The organism is Actinosynnema sp. NPDC050436 (genome assembly GCF_040655415.1).
Taxonomy (GTDB): Bacteria; Actinomycetota; Actinomycetes; order Mycobacteriales; family Pseudonocardiaceae; genus Actinosynnema.
Genome location: NZ_JBFAJV010000003.1, coordinates 402,884 through 422,171, shown reverse-complemented (window position 1 = coordinate 422,171; position 19,288 = coordinate 402,884). Strand labels below are relative to the sequence as shown.

18 protein-coding genes are annotated in these 19,288 nt (G+C 74.7%); 6 read left to right on the top strand and 12 right to left on the bottom strand.

Annotation, left to right across the window (positions count from 1 at the left end):
• Nucleotides 1-32 precede the first annotated feature (32 nt).
• Nucleotides 33-4,004 carry a hypothetical protein gene (locus AB0I60_RS10425; protein WP_360727499.1) on the top strand — a complete coding sequence of 1,324 codons (3,972 nt, stop codon included), beginning with the start codon at nt 33-35 and terminating at the stop codon, nt 4,002-4,004.
• Between the two features lie 123 nt (nt 4,005-4,127).
• Here the strand turns inward: AB0I60_RS10425 and AB0I60_RS10420 are convergent, their stop codons facing one another.
• From AB0I60_RS10420 to AB0I60_RS10410, 3 genes are all read right to left on the bottom strand, one after another.
• Nucleotides 4,128-4,940 carry a GGDEF domain-containing protein gene (locus tag AB0I60_RS10420; RefSeq protein WP_360727497.1) on the bottom strand — a complete coding sequence of 271 codons (813 nt, stop codon included), beginning with the start codon at nt 4,938-4,940 and terminating at the stop codon, nt 4,128-4,130.
• A gap of 103 nt (nt 4,941-5,043) precedes the next feature.
• Nucleotides 5,044-5,880 carry an exonuclease domain-containing protein gene (locus AB0I60_RS10415; protein WP_360727496.1) on the bottom strand — a complete coding sequence of 279 codons (837 nt, stop codon included), beginning with the start codon at nt 5,878-5,880 and terminating at the stop codon, nt 5,044-5,046.
• 25 nt (nt 5,881-5,905) lie between these two features.
• A complete protein-coding gene (locus AB0I60_RS10410) occupies nt 5,906-6,463 on the bottom strand; it encodes a TetR/AcrR family transcriptional regulator (RefSeq protein ID WP_360727494.1) in 558 nt (185 codons plus the stop codon).
• 260 nt (nt 6,464-6,723) lie between these two features.
• Between AB0I60_RS10410 and AB0I60_RS10405 the strand changes: the two genes are divergently transcribed.
• Nucleotides 6,724-9,864, top strand: a complete 3,141-nt coding sequence (locus AB0I60_RS10405) for a BTAD domain-containing putative transcriptional regulator (RefSeq protein WP_360728530.1) — start codon at nt 6,724-6,726, stop codon at nt 9,862-9,864.
• Here AB0I60_RS10405 and AB0I60_RS10400 read toward each other — a convergent pair.
• Together AB0I60_RS10400 and AB0I60_RS10395 are read right to left on the bottom strand one after the other, a co-directional pair.
• Entirely contained in the window at nt 9,848-10,606 is a 759-nt protein-coding gene (locus AB0I60_RS10400; RefSeq protein WP_360727492.1) for an ABC transporter permease, read from the bottom strand. The two genes, AB0I60_RS10405 and AB0I60_RS10400, sit on opposite strands and share 17 nt — an antisense overlap.
• Nucleotides 10,603-11,547 carry an ATP-binding cassette domain-containing protein gene (locus AB0I60_RS10395; protein WP_360727491.1) on the bottom strand — a complete coding sequence of 315 codons (945 nt, stop codon included), beginning with the start codon at nt 11,545-11,547 and terminating at the stop codon, nt 10,603-10,605. Before AB0I60_RS10395 ends, AB0I60_RS10400 begins: the two co-directional genes overlap by 4 nt.
• A 182-nt stretch (nt 11,548-11,729) precedes the next feature.
• On the opposite strand from AB0I60_RS10395, the gene AB0I60_RS10390 reads away from it, so the two are divergent.
• Nucleotides 11,730-12,101 carry a hypothetical protein gene (locus AB0I60_RS10390; protein ID WP_360727489.1) on the top strand — a complete coding sequence of 124 codons (372 nt, stop codon included), beginning with the start codon at nt 11,730-11,732 and terminating at the stop codon, nt 12,099-12,101.
• Between the two features lie 31 nt (nt 12,102-12,132).
• Here the strand turns inward: AB0I60_RS10390 and AB0I60_RS10385 are convergent, their stop codons facing one another.
• A complete protein-coding gene (locus tag AB0I60_RS10385) occupies nt 12,133-12,720 on the bottom strand; it encodes a TetR family transcriptional regulator (RefSeq protein WP_360727487.1) in 588 nt (195 codons plus the stop codon).
• A gap of 60 nt (nt 12,721-12,780) precedes the next feature.
• Between AB0I60_RS10385 and AB0I60_RS10380 the strand changes: the two genes are divergently transcribed.
• From AB0I60_RS10380 to AB0I60_RS10370, 3 genes are read left to right on the top strand one after another with little or no spacing between them, the layout of a single operon-like run.
• Complete coding sequence (locus AB0I60_RS10380; protein ID WP_360727485.1) at nt 12,781-13,611, top strand: class I SAM-dependent methyltransferase; 831 nt, start codon at nt 12,781-12,783, stop codon at nt 13,609-13,611.
• Nucleotides 13,612-13,659: 48 nt separating this feature from the next.
• The gene (locus AB0I60_RS10375; RefSeq protein WP_360727484.1) at nt 13,660-14,160 is read left to right on the top strand and encodes a helix-turn-helix domain-containing protein; all 501 of its coding nucleotides are present in this window, start codon (nt 13,660-13,662) and stop codon (nt 14,158-14,160) included.
• A 13-nt stretch (nt 14,161-14,173) separates the two neighbouring features.
• Nucleotides 14,174-14,524: a hypothetical protein gene (locus tag AB0I60_RS10370; RefSeq protein WP_360727483.1), complete on the top strand. Its 351-nt coding sequence runs from the start codon at nt 14,174-14,176 to the stop codon at nt 14,522-14,524.
• Nucleotides 14,525-14,563: 39 nt separating this feature from the next.
• Here AB0I60_RS10370 and dnaB read toward each other — a convergent pair whose 3' ends face one another.
• The 6 genes from dnaB to AB0I60_RS10340 all read right to left on the bottom strand — a co-directional run bounded on the left by dnaB (nt 14,564) and on the right by AB0I60_RS10340 (nt 19,204).
• Complete coding sequence (gene dnaB / locus AB0I60_RS10365; RefSeq protein ID WP_360728527.1) at nt 14,564-15,901, bottom strand: replicative DNA helicase; 1,338 nt, start codon at nt 15,899-15,901, stop codon at nt 14,564-14,566.
• Nucleotides 15,902-16,346: 445 nt separating this feature from the next.
• Nucleotides 16,347-16,802, bottom strand: coding sequence for a 50S ribosomal protein L9 (gene rplI / locus AB0I60_RS10360; RefSeq protein WP_360727481.1), 456 nt, complete (start codon nt 16,800-16,802; stop codon nt 16,347-16,349).
• A gap of 15 nt (nt 16,803-16,817) precedes the next feature.
• A complete protein-coding gene (gene rpsR / locus AB0I60_RS10355; RefSeq protein ID WP_015105786.1) occupies nt 16,818-17,057 on the bottom strand; it encodes a 30S ribosomal protein S18 in 240 nt (79 codons plus the stop codon).
• Between the two features lie 42 nt (nt 17,058-17,099).
• Nucleotides 17,100-17,606 carry a single-stranded DNA-binding protein gene (locus tag AB0I60_RS10350; RefSeq protein ID WP_360727479.1) on the bottom strand — a complete coding sequence of 169 codons (507 nt, stop codon included), beginning with the start codon at nt 17,604-17,606 and terminating at the stop codon, nt 17,100-17,102.
• 12 nt (nt 17,607-17,618) lie between these two features.
• Nucleotides 17,619-17,954 carry a 30S ribosomal protein S6 gene (gene rpsF, locus AB0I60_RS10345; RefSeq protein WP_360727477.1) on the bottom strand — a complete coding sequence of 112 codons (336 nt, stop codon included), beginning with the start codon at nt 17,952-17,954 and terminating at the stop codon, nt 17,619-17,621.
• Nucleotides 17,955-18,205: 251 nt separating this feature from the next.
• A complete protein-coding gene (locus tag AB0I60_RS10340) occupies nt 18,206-19,204 on the bottom strand; it encodes a hypothetical protein (protein WP_360727475.1) in 999 nt (332 codons plus the stop codon).
• Between the last annotated feature and the right edge of the window lie 84 nt (nt 19,205-19,288).

Below are 19,288 nucleotides of genomic sequence, written 5' to 3'. Positions count from 1 at the left end.
TCCAATCCGCACTTGTCACGGGTGGTTTGCTGATGCTCGGTACGGGCATCGCTTCAGCCCAGGAGAACGTCAACCCGGACGCTCCGCCGTCGCCGCTGGACGCGCTGCTGGAGCTGCCGCTGAAGGTCGACGACAACAACCTGGGCACGCCGGCGGGCACCCCCGCGCCGGAGGTCGACCGGACCGCCGGTGCCCGGGGCATCGAGCAGGCCCCGACCAACCCGCTGGTGCGCAACGCCCAGCACCGGGCAGGCTCGCTGGACGCCGCGCCGCTCACCCGGGGCCACCGGGCCGGCGTCGACGTCGCCCCGCCCGCCCGGCTCTGCGGCGGCGCGTTCACCCCGGCCGGCGACGCCGCGTCGGTCGGCACGTGCGAGCCCAGCGGCAAGAAGGTCCCCGCGATGCAGCTGGCCGGCGCGATCGCGGGCCGCGACTTCACCACGCCCGACACGGGCCAGCTCGACACCCCCTCGACCGGCGTGGCCGTGCCCGGCGAGACCGTCCAGGAGACCGTGGCCCGGCTGCGCGCCCAGGCCGCCGACTTCACGCTCCCCCAGCACGGCGAGGTGGCGGCCCAGGCACTCCAGCGCCCGCTGCCCCGCCAGTCCGACGCCGTCCCGGCGTCCGGCCGCGCGCTGGCGGGCAGCGGTCGCACGCCGGACTCGGTTGCCGGCCACGTCCTCCCGCTGACCAGGGCCTCCGCCCTGGCGCCCGACGCCCTCGGCACGCCGGACGACCCGCCCTCCGGCGAGGGCGACGAGCAGGCACCGACCGACGCGGGCGGCACCACCCCGACGACCGACGCGGGCACGCCCGCCGCCGGCGAGGCGCAGGCCGCCTCCGCCGGCGCGACCTCGCCCGGCCGCCCGGCCACCCTCCCGGTGACCCTGCCGGTGTCCGGTGGCGGCGCGGCGAACCCCGCTGCACCGACGAGCCGATCCCTCGACCCGCAGTCACCGGCCCCGCGAGCACTGGACCCGCGAGCACTCGACACCCACTCGCTCGACCCGCAAGCGCTCGACCCGCAGGCGCTAGACGCCCAGGCGCTAGACGCCCCGACCTTGGACGGCGCGACCTTGGACGCTCTCCCGCCGGAAGCCCCGGCCTTCGACACACCGGCCTTCGACGTCGCCTCCCCCGAGGCGCTGGTCGACAAGGCCCCGGCCACGCTGACCGGTCACGACCTGCACCTGCCCCCGGCGGGCACGGTGGAGGTGTGCGGTGAGGACGTCGCCGACGGCGACCTCTCCGCGACCGACTGCGAGAACTACGTTGATTCCCTCACCGGCGGTCGCATCGGTGCCACCGGCCACGACGGCGCGGTCCCCGGCGACGTCGAGCAGCTCGCGGCGGGCACGCCCGTCGAGCAGCTCGCCAAGGGCCTCGGTGCCACGGGTGGCGCGTCCGGACACAACTCCGGAGACAAGGTGATCGATTCCGGCGGTCCCGCCACGCGGAACACCCACCCGGCACCCGGCAACGCGGTCGCCGCGCCGGCGACGTTCAACCGCCAGGACCACCCGGCACTCGACCCCCGCAACAACCCGGCCTTCAAGCACCGGCAGACCTCCGGCCCCGGTCACCAGCGGCCCAGGCCGCGTGCCCGCCAGGCACCGGGCACCCCGCTCGGCGCGATCGGCAACCCCCTGGGTGCGACCGGCAACCCCCTCGGCGGTCCGCTCGGCGCGACCGGCAACCCGCTGGCGCAGGCCGGGCCGCTCGGCCCAGTGGTGGGCAACATCTTCGAGACCGTGACGACGACCCCGGGCGCGGTGTCCGGCGAGACCGCCGCGCTGCTCGGCAGGGGCGCCTCGGACCTGGCCGGCGAGTTCGCCCCGTACGGCCCCGCCAGGCAGGCAGCCGGCACCCAGGCACTCGGCACGCAGGCACCCGGCCCTCAGGGACTCGGTACTCAGGCAGCCGGCACCCCGCTGGACGGCGGCCGGGTGCACGGCGGCCAGGCGGCCGGCGCTCCGGCGAACGGCTCCCGGGTGGGCCACGGCGGCGGTCAGGCGAGGGCCGCGCGCGACCTGCTCGCGCTGTCCGACGCCCCCGACCACGCCGAGGCGGGTCCGGCGGCCGGCACCGGCTTCGCGGAGAACCAGTCCCGGTCGTCCGCCGGCGGCACGGTCGTCACGACGGACGGGCACAGCACGGCGGGCGGGCGCAGCCTGCCCACCGGTGACTCCCTCGTGCCCCGGCAGGTCGGGTCCGAGCAGGTCGCCCAGCAGGTCGAGGCGGAGCAGGTCGAGGCCCAGCAGGTGCCGCAGCAGGTGGTGCCGCAGGTGTCCCGGCAGGTCGTGCCGCTCCAGCCGGCGGCGGACGAGGCGACCGGCCGGTCCGCCCCGGTGCCCGACGCGGCGGTCCCGACCGCCGTCGCCGGGGAGGCCCTGGCGGGCACCCCGCTCGCCTCGGTGGTCCCGGACGGGCCCGTGCCGACGATCCACGACGTGCCGCTGGACGTGGTGGACGCCGCGACGGCCGCCGCGATCGAGCGCCTGGCGCAGCTGACCGGCGAGGACACCGCCGAGGAGGCCGCCCGCGCCGCCGAGCTGCAGGGCATCGACCTGCCCAAGAGCATCGACAGCCTGATGGCGTCGACCGACGTGCCGACGTTGGGCAGCCTGGACCGCCTGCGCTCGTTCGGCAGCCTGGACCGGCTGTCCGACCTGGGCGTCGCCCGCGACCTGGTGGACCCGGCCCGGCTGGTGGACCCGGCCCTGCTGGGCGACCCGGCGGCCCTGGTCGGCCAGGCCGGCCTGACCGACACGGTCGTGCTGCCCCGGCTGGACGACCTGCGCGGCGTCGAGCAGGGCGTCGACGTCCGGGGGCTGCCGGTGGGCCAACTGCCCGACCCGGGCGAGCTGGCCGGGCTGCCGGTGCCGGTCCTGCCGGGGGCGCGCAGCGCGGTGCCGCCGCTGCCCGGCCTGGGCGACGTCGCGGGTCTGCCGGACGTGGCCTCGGTGACCGAGACCGTCCAGCTCCCGAAGCTGCCGGCCGACCTCCCGCTGGACCGGTTGCCGCTGGACCAGCTCCCGCTCGGCCGGCTGCCGCTGGACCGGCTGCCCGACCCGGCCGGGTTCGACGCGCCGCCCTCGCCGCAGTTCGCCACGCCCGAGGCCATGACCACCGAGTTCGCGGTGCCGGAGTTCGCGCTGCCCGCGCTGCCCGTCGTCCCGGACCTGGCCGGTCAGCCCCGCCTCGGCGAGGTGCCGGACGTCTCCTCGCTGGTCGACGTGCGCGGCCTGCGCCGGGTGACCACCACCGTCAACCGGAACCTGGAGGCGCTCCAGGGCCCGGAGGGGCTGGGCCGCGTGCAGGCCGGTGTCGACCACCTGCGCGGCAAGGACGGCCTGGGCCGCGTGGACGCCACGCCGCACCTCGACGCCGTGCAGGGCCCCGAGGGCCTGGGCCGCGTCCAGGGCCGTGACGGCCTGGGCCGGCTGGACCGCGCGCACGGCCTGGAGCGCGTGGACGAGGGCCTGGCCCGCCTCCAGGGCCGCGACGGCATCAAGCGCCTGGACCGGCTGGAGCGCGCGGGTGCCCGCGAGTTCGCGAACGCCGCGGTCGACCAGCTCTTCCACCTGGCCGCGACCACCGAGATGCCGCAGCTCAAGCGTGGTGTGCCGGTGCCGTCGCTGGTCGAGGAGCGCTCGTTCTCCGGCACGCTGCCGCTGGTCGGCGACCAGGCGGGTGCCACCGCCGGGCTGCCGACCCTGCCCCGGCTCGGTGCCCGGGGACCGCGCCGGCTGCCCGCGCCGCTGCCGGCCCTGCCCGCCGGCCTGCCGATCGTGCTGCCGCTGCCCGGCGTCGCCCAGCCGCGCCAGATCACGCCGGACCTGCCCCCGCTGTCGGTGACGAAGCCGCAGGTCAACCGGGTGAACGGGGTCGGCGTGCCGAACCCGCTGGCCCCGGAGCGCGCCTACTCGCCGGCCCTGGCCGGGCTGGACGCGCAGGCCGTGTTCGACATGCTGGAGGACACCGCGATCCTGCCCAGGATCTGATCGACACCCACCTTCCCGCGACCGAGCCCCTGGCACCCACCGGTGCCGGGGGCTCGGCCCTGTCCGGGGCGGTCGGCACCGGCCCCGGACGGAGCGGGTCGGCGACGGTCCGGCCGGGCCCGGTCAGCGCCGGAGGCGTTCCTCGACGTGGGTGACCACGGCGTGGGTGGGCGCGTCGCCGTCGCTGGTCGCCCAGCACACCCGCACGCCGGGGCGCACCCGGCGGCCGGCGATCCGCACCGCCCGCCCGGCCAGCTCGCGCACCCTGGCCGCGACCGCCTCGCCGCTGCCGTTCGGGTGCTCCGCGACCACGGCGAACTCGTCGCCGCCGTAGCGCGCCACGGTGTAGTCCTCGCGCAGGCCCTCGCGCAGCCGGCCCGCGATCACCGACAGCAGCTCGTCACCGCGCTGGAACCCGTGCTCCCGGTTCACCGCCGCGAGCTGGTGCACGTCCACCAGGACCAGCGACGCCAGCGTGCCGTGGGTCCGGGCCCTGGTCAGCGCCTGGTCCAGCCGGTCGAGCAGCAGCGCCCGGCCGGGCAGCCCGGTCAGCGCGTCGAGCAGCCGCGCCGAGTGCGGCACGTCCGCCTGCACCGGCCGCAGCACCAGCAGGACCTGGCCGCGCAGCCCGAGCGGCTGGTACTCGGCCCACACCCGGGCGTGCGGCAGCACGACCGGGATGACCAGCGGGGCCCCGGTGCGCAGCACCTGCGAGGCCAGCTCGGCGCACGACGGCAGCGGGGCTCCCGAGACGTCCCACGCCTCGGCCCTGCGGAAACCGGGCAGCGCGGCGCACGGCACGCCCAGCATCGTGCCCGCCACCCGGTTGCCCGCGAGCACCGCGCCGGACCCGTCCAGCAGCAGCACCCCGAACGGGAGCCCGGAGACGAGCTCGTCCCACACGGCACGGGGAGAAGTGGTCTGCACGGTGCTCATAGGACTCGTGCCTTCCGCCGGGTGGAGGCTGTTCGTCAAGAGCCTCCCCGCAGGTCGCGGCGTTTTCAATAGCCCCGACGCCACCCGGTCCGGTGATCTTTGGTCACGCGTGTAACGACCCGACCATCGACCGGAAGGCACCTTCGGACACGATCGGCACCCGGTACGCCCGCGCGCGACGGGCCTTGCCGGACAGCGTGAACGGGTCGGCCGCCACCAGCAGCCGGGTGGCGCGGGTGACGTACCCCCGGCTGACCAGGCCGGCGGCGTGCGCGCGGGAGATCCACACGTCGCGCGGCTCGACCATCTGGCCGGTGAACACCACGTGGTCGCCGGGGTGCAGCGGGACGTGGACGGGGGCCGGGGCGACGGTCGCGTGCCCCCGGCGCACCTCGGCCACGTCGTCGCCGGGCAGCCGGGGCCACGGCACGGTCGGCGCGTCCAGGGCACCGCCGCGCAGGTAGTGCGCGAACAGCCGGCCGGTGGCGCGGGCGTCGTGCAGGGCGGAGTGCGCGTCGTCCAGGACGACGCCCGCCGCGTCGCAGCAGGACTGCAAGGAGCGAGCCGAACCGGGCAGGAACAGCGGCGCGAGCCGCATCGTGCACAGCCCGTCCACGGCGAGGTCGACGCCCAGCCGGCCGAACTCGGCGGCCAGGAACCGGGCGTCGAACGCGAGGTTGTGCGCCACCAGCACGCGGCCCGCCAGCCGCCGCGCCAGCGTCCCGGCGACCTGGGCGAACGTCGGCGCGTCCCACACGTCGGCGGCGCTGATCCGGTGCACGTGCTGCGGGCCGAGGTCCCGGCCCGGGTTGAGCAGCGTGCACCACTCGCCGGTCGGGCGGCCGACGTCGTCCAGCGACACCACCGCGATCTCCACGACCCGGTCCGAGCGCCCGGCGGCGAACCCGGTCGTCTCCACGTCGACCACGGCGTACCCCATGATCGACGGAGCTTATCGATCACGGTCAGCCGCGCAGCGCCCGGAGCGTCAGGTCGACGACCGTGTCGGAGAACGTCCCGGTCAGCGGCCCGGTCCGCAGCAGCCACCGCTGGTACACCGGCCCCAGCAGCAGTTCGACGGCGGCCGGCACGTCCACGTCGCCCCGGATCTGCCCGGCCCGCTGCGCGGCGGCGAGCCGCTGCTCCATCACCACGCGGCGGGGCGTGAGCAGGAGCGTGACGAGGTCGGTCCGGGCCTCGTGCACGAGCACCCGGCACACCTGGTCGAACCTCGGCTCGACCAGTTCGTCGATGGCGTCGCGCAGCTCGGCCTTCAGGTCGTCGCCCAGCTCGCCGAACGGCCGCAGCGCCCGGCCGGTGCCGTTGAGCTCCACGAGCGCGTCGAACAGCAGCGGCCCCTTGGACGGCCACCACCGGTAGATGGTCTGCTTGCCGACGCCGGCGCGGGCCGCGACGGCCTCGATGGTCAGCTTCGCGTACCCCAGCGTCGCGACCAGGTCCAGGGCGGCGGCGAGGATGGCCCGCCTCGAACGGTCGCTGCGCCGCGCCGCGTCGGGTGCCATCCCTTGATCGTATGCGCCGATTTGCGGCTGTTCACATCTCTCGGACCGAGGCATTCGGGGTGCGCTCGTGGTTCCGCACCTGCTCGGAGCACGTGCGGGTGAACAGCGCACGATCGGAGAAGCACCCCGGTGGAGCAACGCGGAGCGGCGGGTGCCCCGGACGGACGAGCGGGGTGGGCGAGGTGGCGCAGCGCACGGGACGGCCGGTGATCCGGGGGATCGCGCCTCCCGGGCACCCCGCCCAGGGCAGAATCGGCGAGGTGCAGATCGGGGTGCTCGGGCCGTTCGAGGTCCAGACGGGTGACGGCGTCGAGGCGGGTGTGCCGGGTGCCCGGCTGCGCGCGCTGCTGGTCGCCCTCGCCCTGGAGCCCGGCCGGGTGGTCCAGAAGGCGACGTTGATCGACTGGATCTGGGGCGAGCACCCGCCGTCGGACGCGGCGAACGCCCTGCAACGGCTGGCCTCCCGGCTGCGCCGGGTGCTGCCGGACGGCGTGGTGGACGGCCAGGCGGGCGGCTACCGGCTGGTGGTGGCGCCCGACGCCGTGGACGCCGTGCGGTTCGAGCGGCTGGTGGACCGGGCCCGCAGCGGGGACGAGCCGGAGCGGGCGCACCTGCTGCGCGAGGCCCTGGGCCTGTGGCGCGGGGCGGCCCTGCAGGACGTCGGCCTGACCGACAGCGAGGCGTTCGACGCGGCGGTCGCCCGGCTGGAGGGGCTGCGCCTGGCCGCGCTGGAGGACCGGTTCGAGGTGGAGGTCCGGCTGGGGCGCGGCGCGGAGCTGGTCGCGGAGCTGACCGCGCTGGTGGCCGCGCACCCGGTGCGGGAGCGGCTGGTCGCCTCGCTGATGCGCGCGCTCGGGGCGGCCGGGCGCGGCACCGAGGCCTTGGTCGTCTACCAGCAGGCGCGGGAGGCCCTCGCCGACGCGCTGGGCGTCGACCCGTCGCCGGAGCTGTCCGCGCTGCACGTCGCGCTGCTGCGGGGCGAGGTCGGCCGGCGGGAGGAGGACCGCAAAACCAACCTGCGCGCCGAGTTGACCAGCTACGTCGGCAAGGACGCCGACGTCGCCTCGGTCCGCGAGCTGGTCACCGGGCACCGGCTGACCACCCTGGTCGGGCCGGGCGGGTCGGGCAAGACCCGGCTGGCCTCGGAGACCGCGCGCACCCTGCTGGACGACCTGCCGGACGGGGCGTGGCTGGTCGAGCTGGCGCCCCTCGGCGCGGGCGGCGACGTGGCGCAGGCGACGCTCGCCGTCCTCGGCCTGCGGGACGCGCTGCTCGGCGGGGCGGCGGACGCGGAGCCGGCCGACCGGGTCGTCGCCGCGCTGCGCGAGCGGGACGCGCTGCTGGTGCTGGACAACTGCGAGCACGTGATCGGGTCGGCGGCGGAGTTCGCCCACCGGCTGCTGGGCGAGTGCCGGCGGCTGCGCGTCCTGGCGACGAGCCGGGAACCGCTCGGGATCACCGGCGAGGCGCTGTGGCTGGTCGAGCCGCTGGCGCTGCCCGGCGCGGACGCCGACCCGGCCGAGGTCGAGTCGTCGCCGGCCGTCCGGCTGCTGCGGGACCGGGCCGGCGCGGTGCGCCGGGACCTGGTGGTCGACGCCGCCGTGCTCGCCACCATGGCGCGGGTGTGCCGGGCGCTGGACGGGATGCCGCTGGCCATCGAGCTGGCTGCCGCCCGGCTGCGCACCATGTCCCTGGACCAGCTCGCGCACCGGCTGGACGACCGGTTCCGGCTGCTGACCGGCGGCAGCCGGATCGCGCTGCCCCGGCACCGGACGCTGCGCGCGGTGATCGACTGGAGCTGGGAGCTGCTCGACGACGCCGAGCGCGCGGTCCTGCGCCGGCTCTCGGTGTTCTCCGGCGGCGCGAGCCTGGAGGCGGCCGAGCAGGTCTGCGCGGGTGCCGGCGTGCCGTCGTGGCAGGTGCTCGAACTGCTCACCGCGCTCACCGAGAAATCGCTGGTGGTGACCCCGGGCGAGGGGGACCAGCGCTACCGGATGCTGGGCACGGTCCGGGAGTACGCCGGGGACCGGCTGGCCGAGGCAGGCGAGGCGGACGCGGCCCGGCACGCGCACCTGGCGTACTTCACCGGGTTCGCCGAGGCCGCCGAACCGCACCTGCGCAGCGCCGACCAGCTCACGTGGCTCGCCCGCCTCCAAGCCGAGCACGACAACATCAGCGCGGCCATGCGCGGCGCGATCGCGGCGGGCGAGGCGCAGGCCGCGATGCGGCTCGCGGCGGCGGCCTGCTGGTACTGGTGGCTGGGCGGGCGCAAGGTCGAGGGCGGTGAGCTGGTCCTGGCGGCCACCGAGGTGCCCGGCGAGGTCACCGACGACGTGCGGGCCATGGTGTACACGTTCGTCACCACGTTCCTGACCTCCGGGCGCGGCAACGGCGAGCGGCAGGCGCAGGAGTGGATCCGCAAGGTCCACGAGATCAGCCTCCGGGTCGAGGGGCTGCACCCGGCGGTGGGCCTGGTCGTCCCGCTGGAACGCCTGCTGCGCGAGCCGGGCGCGTACCTGGCCGCGTTCGAGCCGCTGCTCGCCGCCGAGGACCCGTGGGTGCGCGCCGTCGCCCTGGTCCAGCTCGGCAAGCTGCGGATCATGCACGGCGACGGCGGGCCGGACGCCGACGACCACCTGCGGCGGGCGCTCGCCGAGTTCCGCGCGGTCGGCGAGCGGTGGGGCACCTCGTTCGCCCTGACCGAGCTGGCCGACCGGATCGCCATGCGCGGCGACTTCGCCGCCGCGAGCGAGTGCTACGAGCAGGCGGTCTCGGTGGTCACCGAGGTCGGGGCGACCGAGGACGTGCTGCGGATGAGGGCCCGGCAGGCCCAGCTGCACTGGCTGGCGGGCGACGAGGCCGCGAGCGCGGCGGCGCTGGCGCACGCCCAGCGGTGCGCGGAGCGGGTCGCCTGGCCGGAGGCGCTGGCCGACCTCGCCCTGTCCCGGGCCGAGCTGGCCCGCTGGCGCGGCGACACCGCGCAGGCCCGCCGGCAGCTCGACGTGGCCCTGGCGACGATGGGCGGCGACGCCGGGCAGCCCTACATCCGGGCGATGACCCACGACTTCCTCGGCTACCTCGCCGAGGGGCTGGAGGAGGCCCGCGAGCACCGGGCCGAGGCCGTCCGGGCCGTGGCCGAGGCGGGGCTCGCGCCGATGACCGCGCAGGTGCTGGTCGGGGTCGCCGACCTGGCGCTGCGCCGGGACCGGCCCGACCAGGCCGCGCGGCTGCTCGCGGCGGGCGCCGGCGTGCTCGGCCTGGTCGACCGCTCCCGGCCGGACGCCGACCGGGTCGAGCGGGCCGCGCGGAGCCGCCTCGGCGACGCGCTGTTCACCGAGGCGGCCCGGGAGGGCGCGGCGGCCGACTGGCGGGAGCTGGCCGAGGTCACGCTCGCCGGCTGAACCTCGCGCGCGCCCACAGGTAGCCGACCGCCGCGATGCCGGCGCACCAGGCGACGGCGGCGACCGTGGCACCGGTCGCCGGCGTGCCGGCGACGAACCCGCGCAGGCTCTCGATGATCGGCGTGAACGGCTGGTGCTGCGCGAACTGCCGGACGCCGGGCCCCATCTTCTCGGCGGGGACGATCGCGCTGCTGAAGAACGGCAGCATGATCAGCGGGACGGTGGCGAACCCGGCCGACTCCACGGTCTTCGCGGCCAGCCCCAGGGCGATGGTCAGCCACGTGGTGGCGAAGATCGTCAGCAGCACCACGCCGGCGGCGGCGAGCCACTGCGGGAAGGTCGCGGCCGGGCTGAACCCCATCAGGAACGCCACCCCGACGACGGCGGCCACGGCGACCGAGGTGCGCGCCACCGTGGCCACCACGTGACCGGTCAGCACGGCGCCGCGCGAGACGTCCATGACCCGGAACCGGTTGATCACCCCCTTCGTCATGTCCGAGTTCACGGCGGTGGACGTGGCGCTCAGCCCGTAGGTGACGGCCATCAGGACCAGGCCCGGCGTGGCGTAGTCGATGTAGTCGACGCCGACGCTGAAGGCGTCGCCGAAGACGTAGACGAACATCAGCATCAGCACGATCGGGAGCAGGATCGCGTTGAACACCGTGACCGGGTTGCGGACGGTGTGCTTGAAGTTGCGGCGGGTCATGATCACCGCGTCGGTCCAGGGTGCGGTGGTGCTCATCGCGCGATCTCCTCGGTGCTCGGGTGCCCCGTCAGGGCCAGGAAGACGTCGTCGAGGTCCGGCGTGTGCACGGAGAACTCCTCGACCTCGACCGAGTGCTCGTCCAGCCGGCCCAGCAGGGCCCGCACCGACCGCACGCCGCCGTCGCCGGGGACGCGCAGCGTCAGCGCGTCGTCGTCCCGGGTGGAACCGCCGAACAGCCGGGCCGCCGCGCCCAGGTCCGCGACGTCGGCGAACCGCAGCCGGACGTGGCTGCCGGGCACCTGCCGCTTGAGGTCGGCGGCGGTGCCCTCGGCCACCAGGCGGCCCTGGTCGAGCACCGCGATCCGGTCGGCGAGCTGGTCCGCCTCCTCCAGGTACTGGGTGGTGAGGAAGATGGTGGTGCCGTCGGCCACCAGCGAGCGGACGGTGTCCCACACCGCGCGGCGGCTGCGCGGGTCCAGGCCCGTCGTCGGCTCGTCCAGGAAGATGATCCGGGGCCTGCCGACCAGCGTCATGGCGAGGTCCAGCTTGCGGCGCATCCCGCCGGAGTAGGTGGCGGCGGGCTTGCGCGCCGCGTCCACCAGGTCGAACCGCTCCAGCAGCTCCGCGACGACCCGCCCGCCCGCGCCCCGGCCCAGGTGGTGCAGGTCCGTCATCAGGCGCAGGTTCTCCTCGCCGGTGAGCAGGTCGTCCACCGACGCGAACTGCCCGGTCACCCCGATCGCCGCGCGCACCGCTCTGGTGTCGGTCACGACGTCGTGCCCGGCGACGCGGACCACCCCGCCGTCGGGCCTGGCCAGCGTCGTCAGCACGGCCACGGTGGTGGTCTTGCCCGCGCCGTTCGGGCCGAGCAGGGCGAACACCGTCCCCTCGCGGACGTCCAGGTCGATGCCCGCCAGCACGGTCTTGTCGCCGTAGGACTTGCGCAGGCCCGAGGTCTCGATCGCTGAACTCGTCATGGGGCCACCGTTCCCGGCCGACCTGTCACCGCCCTGTTCCCCGCCTGACACGGCCGCTGACACCGACCCGCCGTCCCGGCTGATTCCGCTGTGGTCGACGGCCGTTGACGGCGGCGGGGCGCACCCCCACTGTCGAAGACCTCTGCGATGGTCCGGAGCAGAGTCGAACCGGGGGGCAGGACATGGGTCGGGTCAAGAACGCGGTGGTGGGCGGAACGGTCGTGCTCATCGTCCTCAGCGGTGCTCTCGCACTCTCCCCCGCCGTCGCCGGCGAGGTCGCGGGGCAGCACTACTCGTGCGGCTCCAGCGGGCCGCCCGACGCGGACCGCCGGCCCCTCGTGCGGGCGACGGCCGAACTGCGGCTGCTCAGCGGTCCGTCGCCGTCGTGCCGGCCCGGTTCCATCGTCCGGGTCGGCGACCTGATGAACTACCACTGCTACACCGTCGGGGGCGACGGCCGGTCCTGGACCTACCTGTCGGTCCCCGACCGGAACATCAGGGGATGGGCGCGCGACGACCTCCTGCCCGACAACGGGAGTTTCGTGAACTGCTGAGGGGACGCGGGCCGACCGCGTGCGGTGCCGGCTACCGCAGGGCCGTGGCGAGGACCGTGGTCACGACCTTCCGCACGGCCGCGAACTCCGGCGGGCCGCCCTCCTGCTCGGTGAACAGCAGGTGCGCGGCACCGATCACCGTGGGCGCGAGCGCGTCGACGTCGGCGTCGGGTGCGAGGCGGCCGAGGTCGCGCTCGGCCGTCAGGTACCCGGCGACCATGGCCGCGCTCTCCCCGACGAGCGGGAGCCGGGCGGTGCCCGCCGCGCGCAACCGGGTGCGCAGCTCGTCGCGGGCGATGACGAGCACCACGAGCGCGAGCACGACCGGCTCGAAGCCGGTGATCAGGGCGTCGGTCAGGGTGTCGGCGACGTCGCCGGTCCCCGCCGCGTCCCGCAGGGAGGCGGCCTGGGCCTCGACCCGGGCGATGCGGTCGAGCACCAGTTCGGTGAGGAAGGCGTCGAAGTCGGCGAAGTGCCGGTGCAGGACGCCCTTGGCGACACCCGCCTCGGCGGTGACCGCCCGGCTGTTCAGGCCGGTGACCCCGTCCCGGACGAGGACCCGCTCGGCGGCGTCGAAGAGCTGCTGTCGCGGGTCCCGCAGCGCCACACCTGTTGGCACCGCGCACCCCTCTCCCTAGGCGGACGCCCTTAGTGGGCGCTTGCCCACTAGAATGGGCGCATGACCACTTTACCGTCGCCCACCCCGCCGGAACCGCACCGGCACCGCCGCATCGCCGAGTCGTTCGGGAGCGACCCCGAGCGCTACGACCGGACCCGGGCCGCGTACCCCGACGCCGTGGTCGACCGGATCGTGGCCGCCGGTCCCGGTCCCGACTTCCTCGACGTCGGGTGCGGGACGGGCATCGAGGCCCGGCAGTTCCGCGCCGCCGGCCGCGCGGTGCTCGGCGTCGAGCCCGATCCGCGAATGGCCGACTTCGCGCGGCGCACCGGCCTCGTGGTCGAGGTGGCGACGTTCGAGGAGTGGGAGCCGGCCGGGCGCACCTTCGACGCCGTCGTCTCCGGCACGGCCTGGCACTGGGTCGACCCGGTCGCGGGCGCGGCCAAGGCCGCGCAGGTCCTGCGGCCGGGTGGCGTGCTGGCCCCGTTCGGCCACGTCTACCAGCTCCCGCCCTCCGTGGCGCAGGCCCAGGCCGAGGCGTACCGGCGGGTCGTGCCGGACTCGCCGCTGAGCTTCGACGGCGGGTCGGGGACGTCGATCCTGGACGCCTACCAGGCGCTGTACGCCAGGGCGGCGGACGGCATCCGCGAGACGGGCGAGTTCGACGAGCCCGTGCTGTGGCGCTACGACTGGGAGCGCACCTACAGCCGCGACGAGCTGCTGGACCTGGTGCCGACGTCCGGCGGTCTCACCGGCCTGCCGCCGGACCACCTGGCGGAGGTGCTGGCCGCCCTGGGTGCGGCGGTCGACCGGTTGGGCGGCGTCGTCACGCTCCCGTACGCCACCTGGGGCCTCACCGCGACCCGCGTCGGGGCGACGTGCACCGTTTGAGGAACGATCGTTCTTGACTGATCGTTCCTCAAAGGTTACCGTCGTGGCATGGGCAGGCGGAGGTTGTTCGACGAGGACGAAGTGGTGCGCGCCGCCGTGGGGCTGTTCGGTGGCCGCGCGTACGACGGGGTGTCCATAGACGACCTCGTCACCCACCTCGGCGTGCACCGCAACAGCCTCTACAAGACGTTCGGCAGCAAGCGCGGCCTCTACCTGGCCGCCCTGCGCCGCCACCTCGCCGACGACGTCCGCCCCCTGGCCGGAGCGCTCGCCTCGGCACCGGACGCGGAGACCGCGCTGCGGCTCGTCACGTCCGCCGACCTCGGTCTGCTGCTGCTCGCGGCGGTCGACCGGGCACCGGCCGACGAGGAGGTGGCCGCCGAGGTGGCTGCGGCGCTGGCCGCCGTCGACCAGGCGGTCGCCGACGCGCTCGGCACCACCACCGCCCTGGCCGCCGCACTCACCGCCGCCGCGCTGGGCCTGCGCCTGCGCGGCGACCCCGACGGGGCCCGCACCGCGCTGTCCCGACGCCTCGACCCCCTCGACTGACAAGGACACGAACATGGCACTGGTCACCATCGACGGCGACGACCTCGTCGTCGTGATCGAGGGTCTCGACAAGCTCTGGGCCCTGAAGAGCAGCCTCACCATCCCGCTGGCCAACGTGCGCGGCGCGACGGCGGACCCCGGCATCACCGCCGAGCGCAAGGGGATCCGCGCCCCGGGCACCCACCTGCCCGGCGTGATCACGGCGGGCACGTTCCACCTCGACGGCGAGAAGGTCTTCTGGGACGTCAAGGACCCGTCGAAGGCCGTCGTGCTCGAACTCGCCGACGAGCGCTACAGCCGCCTGGTCCTCCAGGTCGAGGACCCGCGCGCGACCGTCGAACTGGTCGAGAACGCCCTGCGCTGACGGCACCTCGGCGGCACCGCCCACTCGGGAGCCCGACCGTCAGGACTGGGCGAGGTCGGCGAAGCGGCTGTAGTGCAGCTGGTGGGCGACGGTGATCGTGGCGGTGGGGCCGGCGCGGTGCTTGGCGATGATCAGGTCGGCCTCGCCCGCGCGGGGGTCGTCGCGCTCCCAGGCGTCCGGGCGGTTGATCAGGATGACCATGTCGGCGTCCTGCTCCAGCGAGCCGGACTCGCGCAGGTCGGAGAGCTGCGGGCGCTTGTCGGTGCGCTGCTCGGGGCCGCGGTTGAGCTGGCTGATGGCGATCACCGGCACCTCCAGCTCCTTGGCGATCAGCTTCAGGTTCCGGGAGAACTCCGAGACCTCCTGCTGGCGCGACTCGCTGCGCTTGCCCGACGACATGAGCTGGAGGTAGTCGACCACGACCAGGCGCAGGTCGTGCCGCTGCTTCAGCCGCCTGGCCTTGGCCCGGATCTCCATCATGGTCAGGTTCGGCGAGTCGTCCACGAACAGCGGTGCCTCGCTGATCTCGCTCATCCGGCGGGCGAGCCTGGTCCAGTCGTCGTCGCTCATCCGGCCACCGCGCATGTCGCCGAGGCGGATCTTCGCCTCGGCGGACAGCATCCGCATCACGATCTCCGTGCGGCTCATCTCCAGCGAGAAGATGGCGCTGGTCAGGCCGTGCTTCACCGAGCACGACCGGGCGAAGTCCAGGCCCAGGGTCGACTTGCCGACACCGGGACGGGCCGCGACGATGATCATCTGGCCGGGGTGCAGGCCGTTGGTCAGCTCGTCCAGGTCGGCGAAGCCGGTCGGGATGCCCAGCGACGAGCCGCCGCGCGAGGCGATGGCGTCGATCTCGTCCATGGTGGGCTGGAGCAACTCCTCCAGCACCACGTAGTCCTCGGTGGTGCGGCGCTCGGTCACCTCGTAGATGGCGGCCTGCGCGCGGTCCACGACCTCGTCGACGTCCGCGCCCTCGGCGCCGTTGTACCCGAGCTGGACGATCCGGGTGCCGGCCTCCACGAGCCGCCGCAGCACCGCCTTCTCGGCCACGATCTCCGCGTAGTACGACGCGTTGGCGGCCGTCGGCACGGTGGCGATCAGGGTGTGCAGGTACGGTGCGCCGCCGACCCGCAGCAGCTCGCCCCGGCGCTCCAGCTCCGCCGACACGGTGATCGGGTCGGCCGGTTCGCCGCGCCCGTACAGGTCCAGCACGCAGTCGTACACGGCCTGGTGCGCGGGCCGGTAGAAGTCGTTCGGGGCGAGCACCTCGACCACGTCGGCGATGGCGTCCTTGCTCAGCAGCATCCCGCCGAGCACGGACTGCTCGGCGGCGAGGTCCTGGGGCGGCTGCCGTTCGAAACCGGGCTCGGCCATGCCCCGGTCGTCCACCAGCGCCACCGCGAACACCCCAATCTGTTGTGACCCCAAGTTCTACCTCGCGGGTACGACAATCCCGGCGAGGCACGCTCGGCGACCTCGCGGACGCTAGAGCCCCCCGGATGGACCAGGCAAACGCGCCTGTGGACAAGCCCGTGGACAGCTTGGGGATGGTGTCGCCGGGTTGGCCACATCGCTGCGGAAAGCTGTGGACAACCTGGGTACAACTTGACGCGTGACAGAAGTTTCTCCAGGTCAATCCCTGTGGATAAGTGTGTGGAAAACTGCTTGGTCACACCCTCGGCGTGTCGTGTGTGACCGCCTGCACGGCGAGTCGCGCCCGATGTGTCACACCCGGTTGTCCACAGCCGGACGTGCGAAAGGGCCGCCCGACCGGAGCATCCGGCAGAACGGCCCTTTCGGCGGTGGAACGGGTGCGGGATCAGCCCGCGGCAGCGACCTCGACGGCCAGCGCCACCGTGACCTCCGGGTGCAGGCGCACCGACACGGTGTGCTTGCCCAGGGTCTTGATGTGGCCGGCGATGTCGATCGACCGCTTGTCCAGCGCCGGACCGCCCGCCGTGCGGACGGCCGACACGATGTCGGACGAGGTGACCGAGCCGAACAGCTTCTTCGAGCCGACGGCGGCCTTCGCCTTGAGCGTCACGGAGCCCAGGCCCTCCAGGGAGGTCTTGATCTCCTTGGCGTGGTCCAGGTCGCGGACCCGGCGGGTCTCCTGCGCGCGGCGGATGACCTCCACCTGCTTGGCCGCGCCCTTGGTGGCGACGATCGCCAGGCCGCGGGGCAGCAGGTAGTTGCGGCCGTAGCCGTCCTTGACCTCGACGATGTCGCCGGGGCCACCGAGGCCGCTGACGTCAGCGGTGAGGATGAGCTTCACGGTGTCTCCCCTTTCTCAGCGAGCGGTCGAGGTGTAGGGCAGCAGCGCCATCTCGCGGGCGTTCTTGACCGCGACCGCGACGTCGCGCTGGTGCTGCGAGCAGTTGCCGGTCACCCGGCGGGCGCGGATCTTGCCCCGGTCCGAGATGTACTTCCGGAGCAGGGTGGTGTCCTTGTAGTCGATCGCGTGCGCGTTGCGGTCCTTGCAGAACGCGCAGACCTTCTTCTTGGGCTTGCGCACAGGCGGCTTGGCCATGTGGTTACTCCTGGTATGACGCGGTGAGGTATGGGGTGCGGTCTAGAAGGGGGGCTCGTCGGAGAAGCCGCCACCGGAACCCGCCGGGGGCGCGGAGCCCCACGGGTCGTCGGCCGGGGCACCGCCGCCGCCACCGCCGCGAGACTGGCCGCCGCCGCCGAAGCCGCCGCCACCGCCGTCTCCACGGCTCACCTTGTTGACCTTCGCGGTCGCGTACCGCAGCGAGGGGCCGATCTCGTCGACCTCCAGCTCGATGACGGTGCGCTTCTCGCCTTCCTTCGTCTCGAAGGACCGCTGGCGCAGGCGCCCGGTCACGAGCACGCGCGAACCCCGCGTGAGGGACTCGGCCACGTTCTCCGCGACCTGCCGCCACACGTTGCACCGCAGGAACAGGGCCTCCCCGTCCTTCCACTCCCCCGACGCCTTGTCGAAGGTGCGCGGGGTGGAGGCGACCGTGAAGCTCGCCACCGCCGCACCGGACTGGGTGAAGCGCAGTTCGGGATCGGCGGTCAGGTTCCCGACCACCGTGATCGTCGTCTCGCCAGCCATGTCGGGAGGGCCCTAGACCTTGGCGACCGCGGGCTTGCGGGGCTTCTGCCTCGGGGCCTTGGCGGGCTCGCGGCGCAGGACCTTGGTCCGCAGCACCGTCTCCTGCAGGCCGAGCTGGCGGTCCAGCTCCTTCACCGCGTCCGGGGACGAGATCAGGTCGAGGACGGCGTAGATGCCCTCGGTGTTCTTGTTGATCTCGAAGCTCAACCGGCGCTTGCCCCACACCTCGACCTTCTCGACGTTCCCGCCCGTGGTGCGGATGACGTTGAGGAACGTGTCAAGGGACGGCGCGATCGTGCGCTCGTCGAGACTGGGGTCGAGGATGACCATCACTTCGTAATGACGCATGAAGACCACTCACCTCCTGTGGACTCGGCGGCCACGGACTTTCCGTGGCAGGAGGGTCGTCGCGTCAGCAACCCGGAAAGGGTACCAACCGCCCGCCGGTGCCCGTCACCAGGCCGCCGGGCGCGGCGGGGTGGCCGTCGGACCGGGCGCGGCGGGGTGGCTGTCAGGCCGGGCGCGGCGGGGTGGCTGTCAGGCCGGGCGCGGTTGGGCGGGTCTGGCAGCCGGCCGGGCGCGGTGGGCTGCCGAGCCGGTCAGGCGACCGCGCGGCGGAGCACCCAGGTGCGCACCAGAGCGCCCGTCACGCAGGACAGCAGGAGCACGGCCAGCAGCACGGGTGCCGCCACGCCGCCGCCCACCTTCCCCGTGCCGGGCAGGGCCTGCGCGCGGCCGGCGGTCTGCACGCCGTCGGCGTCCGCGCCCGGCAGGCCGTAGCCGGGCTGGTAGCCGGGGACGTTGCCGCCGTAGCGCACACCCGGCGACGGGGTGAACCGGCCGGGCAGGGCGAACGGCAGCGACCCGTAGCCGAACAGCGGCACCCGGCCGAAGTTCCCGCCGAACGGGTTCGACCCGTACAGCGGCAGGTCCAGCCCGCCGACGCCGCCGACCGGCGTGAACCCGCCGGGCGAGCCGGTGCCGGGTCGGGTGCCGCCCGGTTGGCCGGTCGGGGGCGGGGTGCCGGGCTGCCCGGTGCCGGGCGGGGTGCCGGGGTTCGGCGTGGGCTTCGTGCCGGGCACGCCCGGCAGTTGGCCGACCGCCTCCTGCGAGGCGTCCGCGAGGCCCTTCGACCCCTCCTGCACGGGCGCGACGGCGGCGTTCACGCCGGTCACCGTCACGCCGCAGAGCTGCGTCAGCGTGCTCTGCACGCCGGTGGTCAAGGTGGCGAGGACGGGCCCGAGCAGCGGGATCTTGCCCAGCTCGGCCACGACCCTGGTGGCGATCTCGCCACCGGTGATCACGCCGGTCCCGGTGGGGATCGCGCCGATCGGGATGGGCGGCAGCGCGGTGAACGCCGACCGGAACGGCTCGGCGAGCGGTGGTCCGAGCAGCGGGATGGCCCTGACCAGGTCGAACACCGGTTGCACCACCGCGCTCGGGCTGAGCGACACGGGTGTGCCCGGGGTGCCCTGGACGGTGGTGGCGCAGTTGCCGACGACCACCGGGTCGGCCGCCCGCGCGGTGCCCGCACCCAGTGCGCCGGCCGTGAGCACCAGAGCCGCCGCCACCGACAACCGGGTGAGTCGGGTCCGCATCTCCAGCCTCCCTGGCGAGCCACCACACCGTTTCCTACTTACAAGTAACGAGCGTAGGCCCTCGTGGTGACGCGAGTCATGTCC

Coding starts and splice junctions, on each gene's coding strand:
- AB0I60_RS10425 (WP_360727499.1), top strand. CDS start 33: ATGCTCGGTACGGGCATCGCTTCAGCCCAGGAGAACGTCAACCCGGAC.
- AB0I60_RS10420 (WP_360727497.1), bottom strand. CDS start 4,940: ATGAGCACCGTGCAGACCACTTCTCCCCGTGCCGTGTGGGACGAGCTC.
- AB0I60_RS10415 (WP_360727496.1), bottom strand. CDS start 5,880: ATGGGGTACGCCGTGGTCGACGTGGAGACGACCGGGTTCGCCGCCGGG.
- AB0I60_RS10410 (WP_360727494.1), bottom strand. CDS start 6,463: ATGGCACCCGACGCGGCGCGGCGCAGCGACCGTTCGAGGCGGGCCATC.
- AB0I60_RS10400 (WP_360727492.1), bottom strand. CDS start 10,606: ATGAGCACCACCGCACCCTGGACCGACGCGGTGATCATGACCCGCCGC.
- AB0I60_RS10395 (WP_360727491.1), bottom strand. CDS start 11,547: ATGACGAGTTCAGCGATCGAGACCTCGGGCCTGCGCAAGTCCTACGGC.
- AB0I60_RS10390 (WP_360727489.1), top strand. CDS start 11,730: ATGGGTCGGGTCAAGAACGCGGTGGTGGGCGGAACGGTCGTGCTCATC.
- AB0I60_RS10380 (WP_360727485.1), top strand. CDS start 12,781: ATGACCACTTTACCGTCGCCCACCCCGCCGGAACCGCACCGGCACCGC.
- AB0I60_RS10375 (WP_360727484.1), top strand. CDS start 13,660: ATGGGCAGGCGGAGGTTGTTCGACGAGGACGAAGTGGTGCGCGCCGCC.
- AB0I60_RS10370 (WP_360727483.1), top strand. CDS start 14,174: ATGGCACTGGTCACCATCGACGGCGACGACCTCGTCGTCGTGATCGAG.
- dnaB (WP_360728527.1), bottom strand. CDS start 15,901: ATGGCCGAGCCCGGTTTCGAACGGCAGCCGCCCCAGGACCTCGCCGCC.
- rpsR (WP_015105786.1), bottom strand. CDS start 17,057: ATGGCCAAGCCGCCTGTGCGCAAGCCCAAGAAGAAGGTCTGCGCGTTC.
- AB0I60_RS10350 (WP_360727479.1), bottom strand. CDS start 17,606: ATGGCTGGCGAGACGACGATCACGGTGGTCGGGAACCTGACCGCCGAT.
- rpsF (WP_360727477.1), bottom strand. CDS start 17,954: ATGCGTCATTACGAAGTGATGGTCATCCTCGACCCCAGTCTCGACGAG.
- AB0I60_RS10340 (WP_360727475.1), bottom strand. CDS start 19,204: ATGCGGACCCGACTCACCCGGTTGTCGGTGGCGGCGGCTCTGGTGCTC.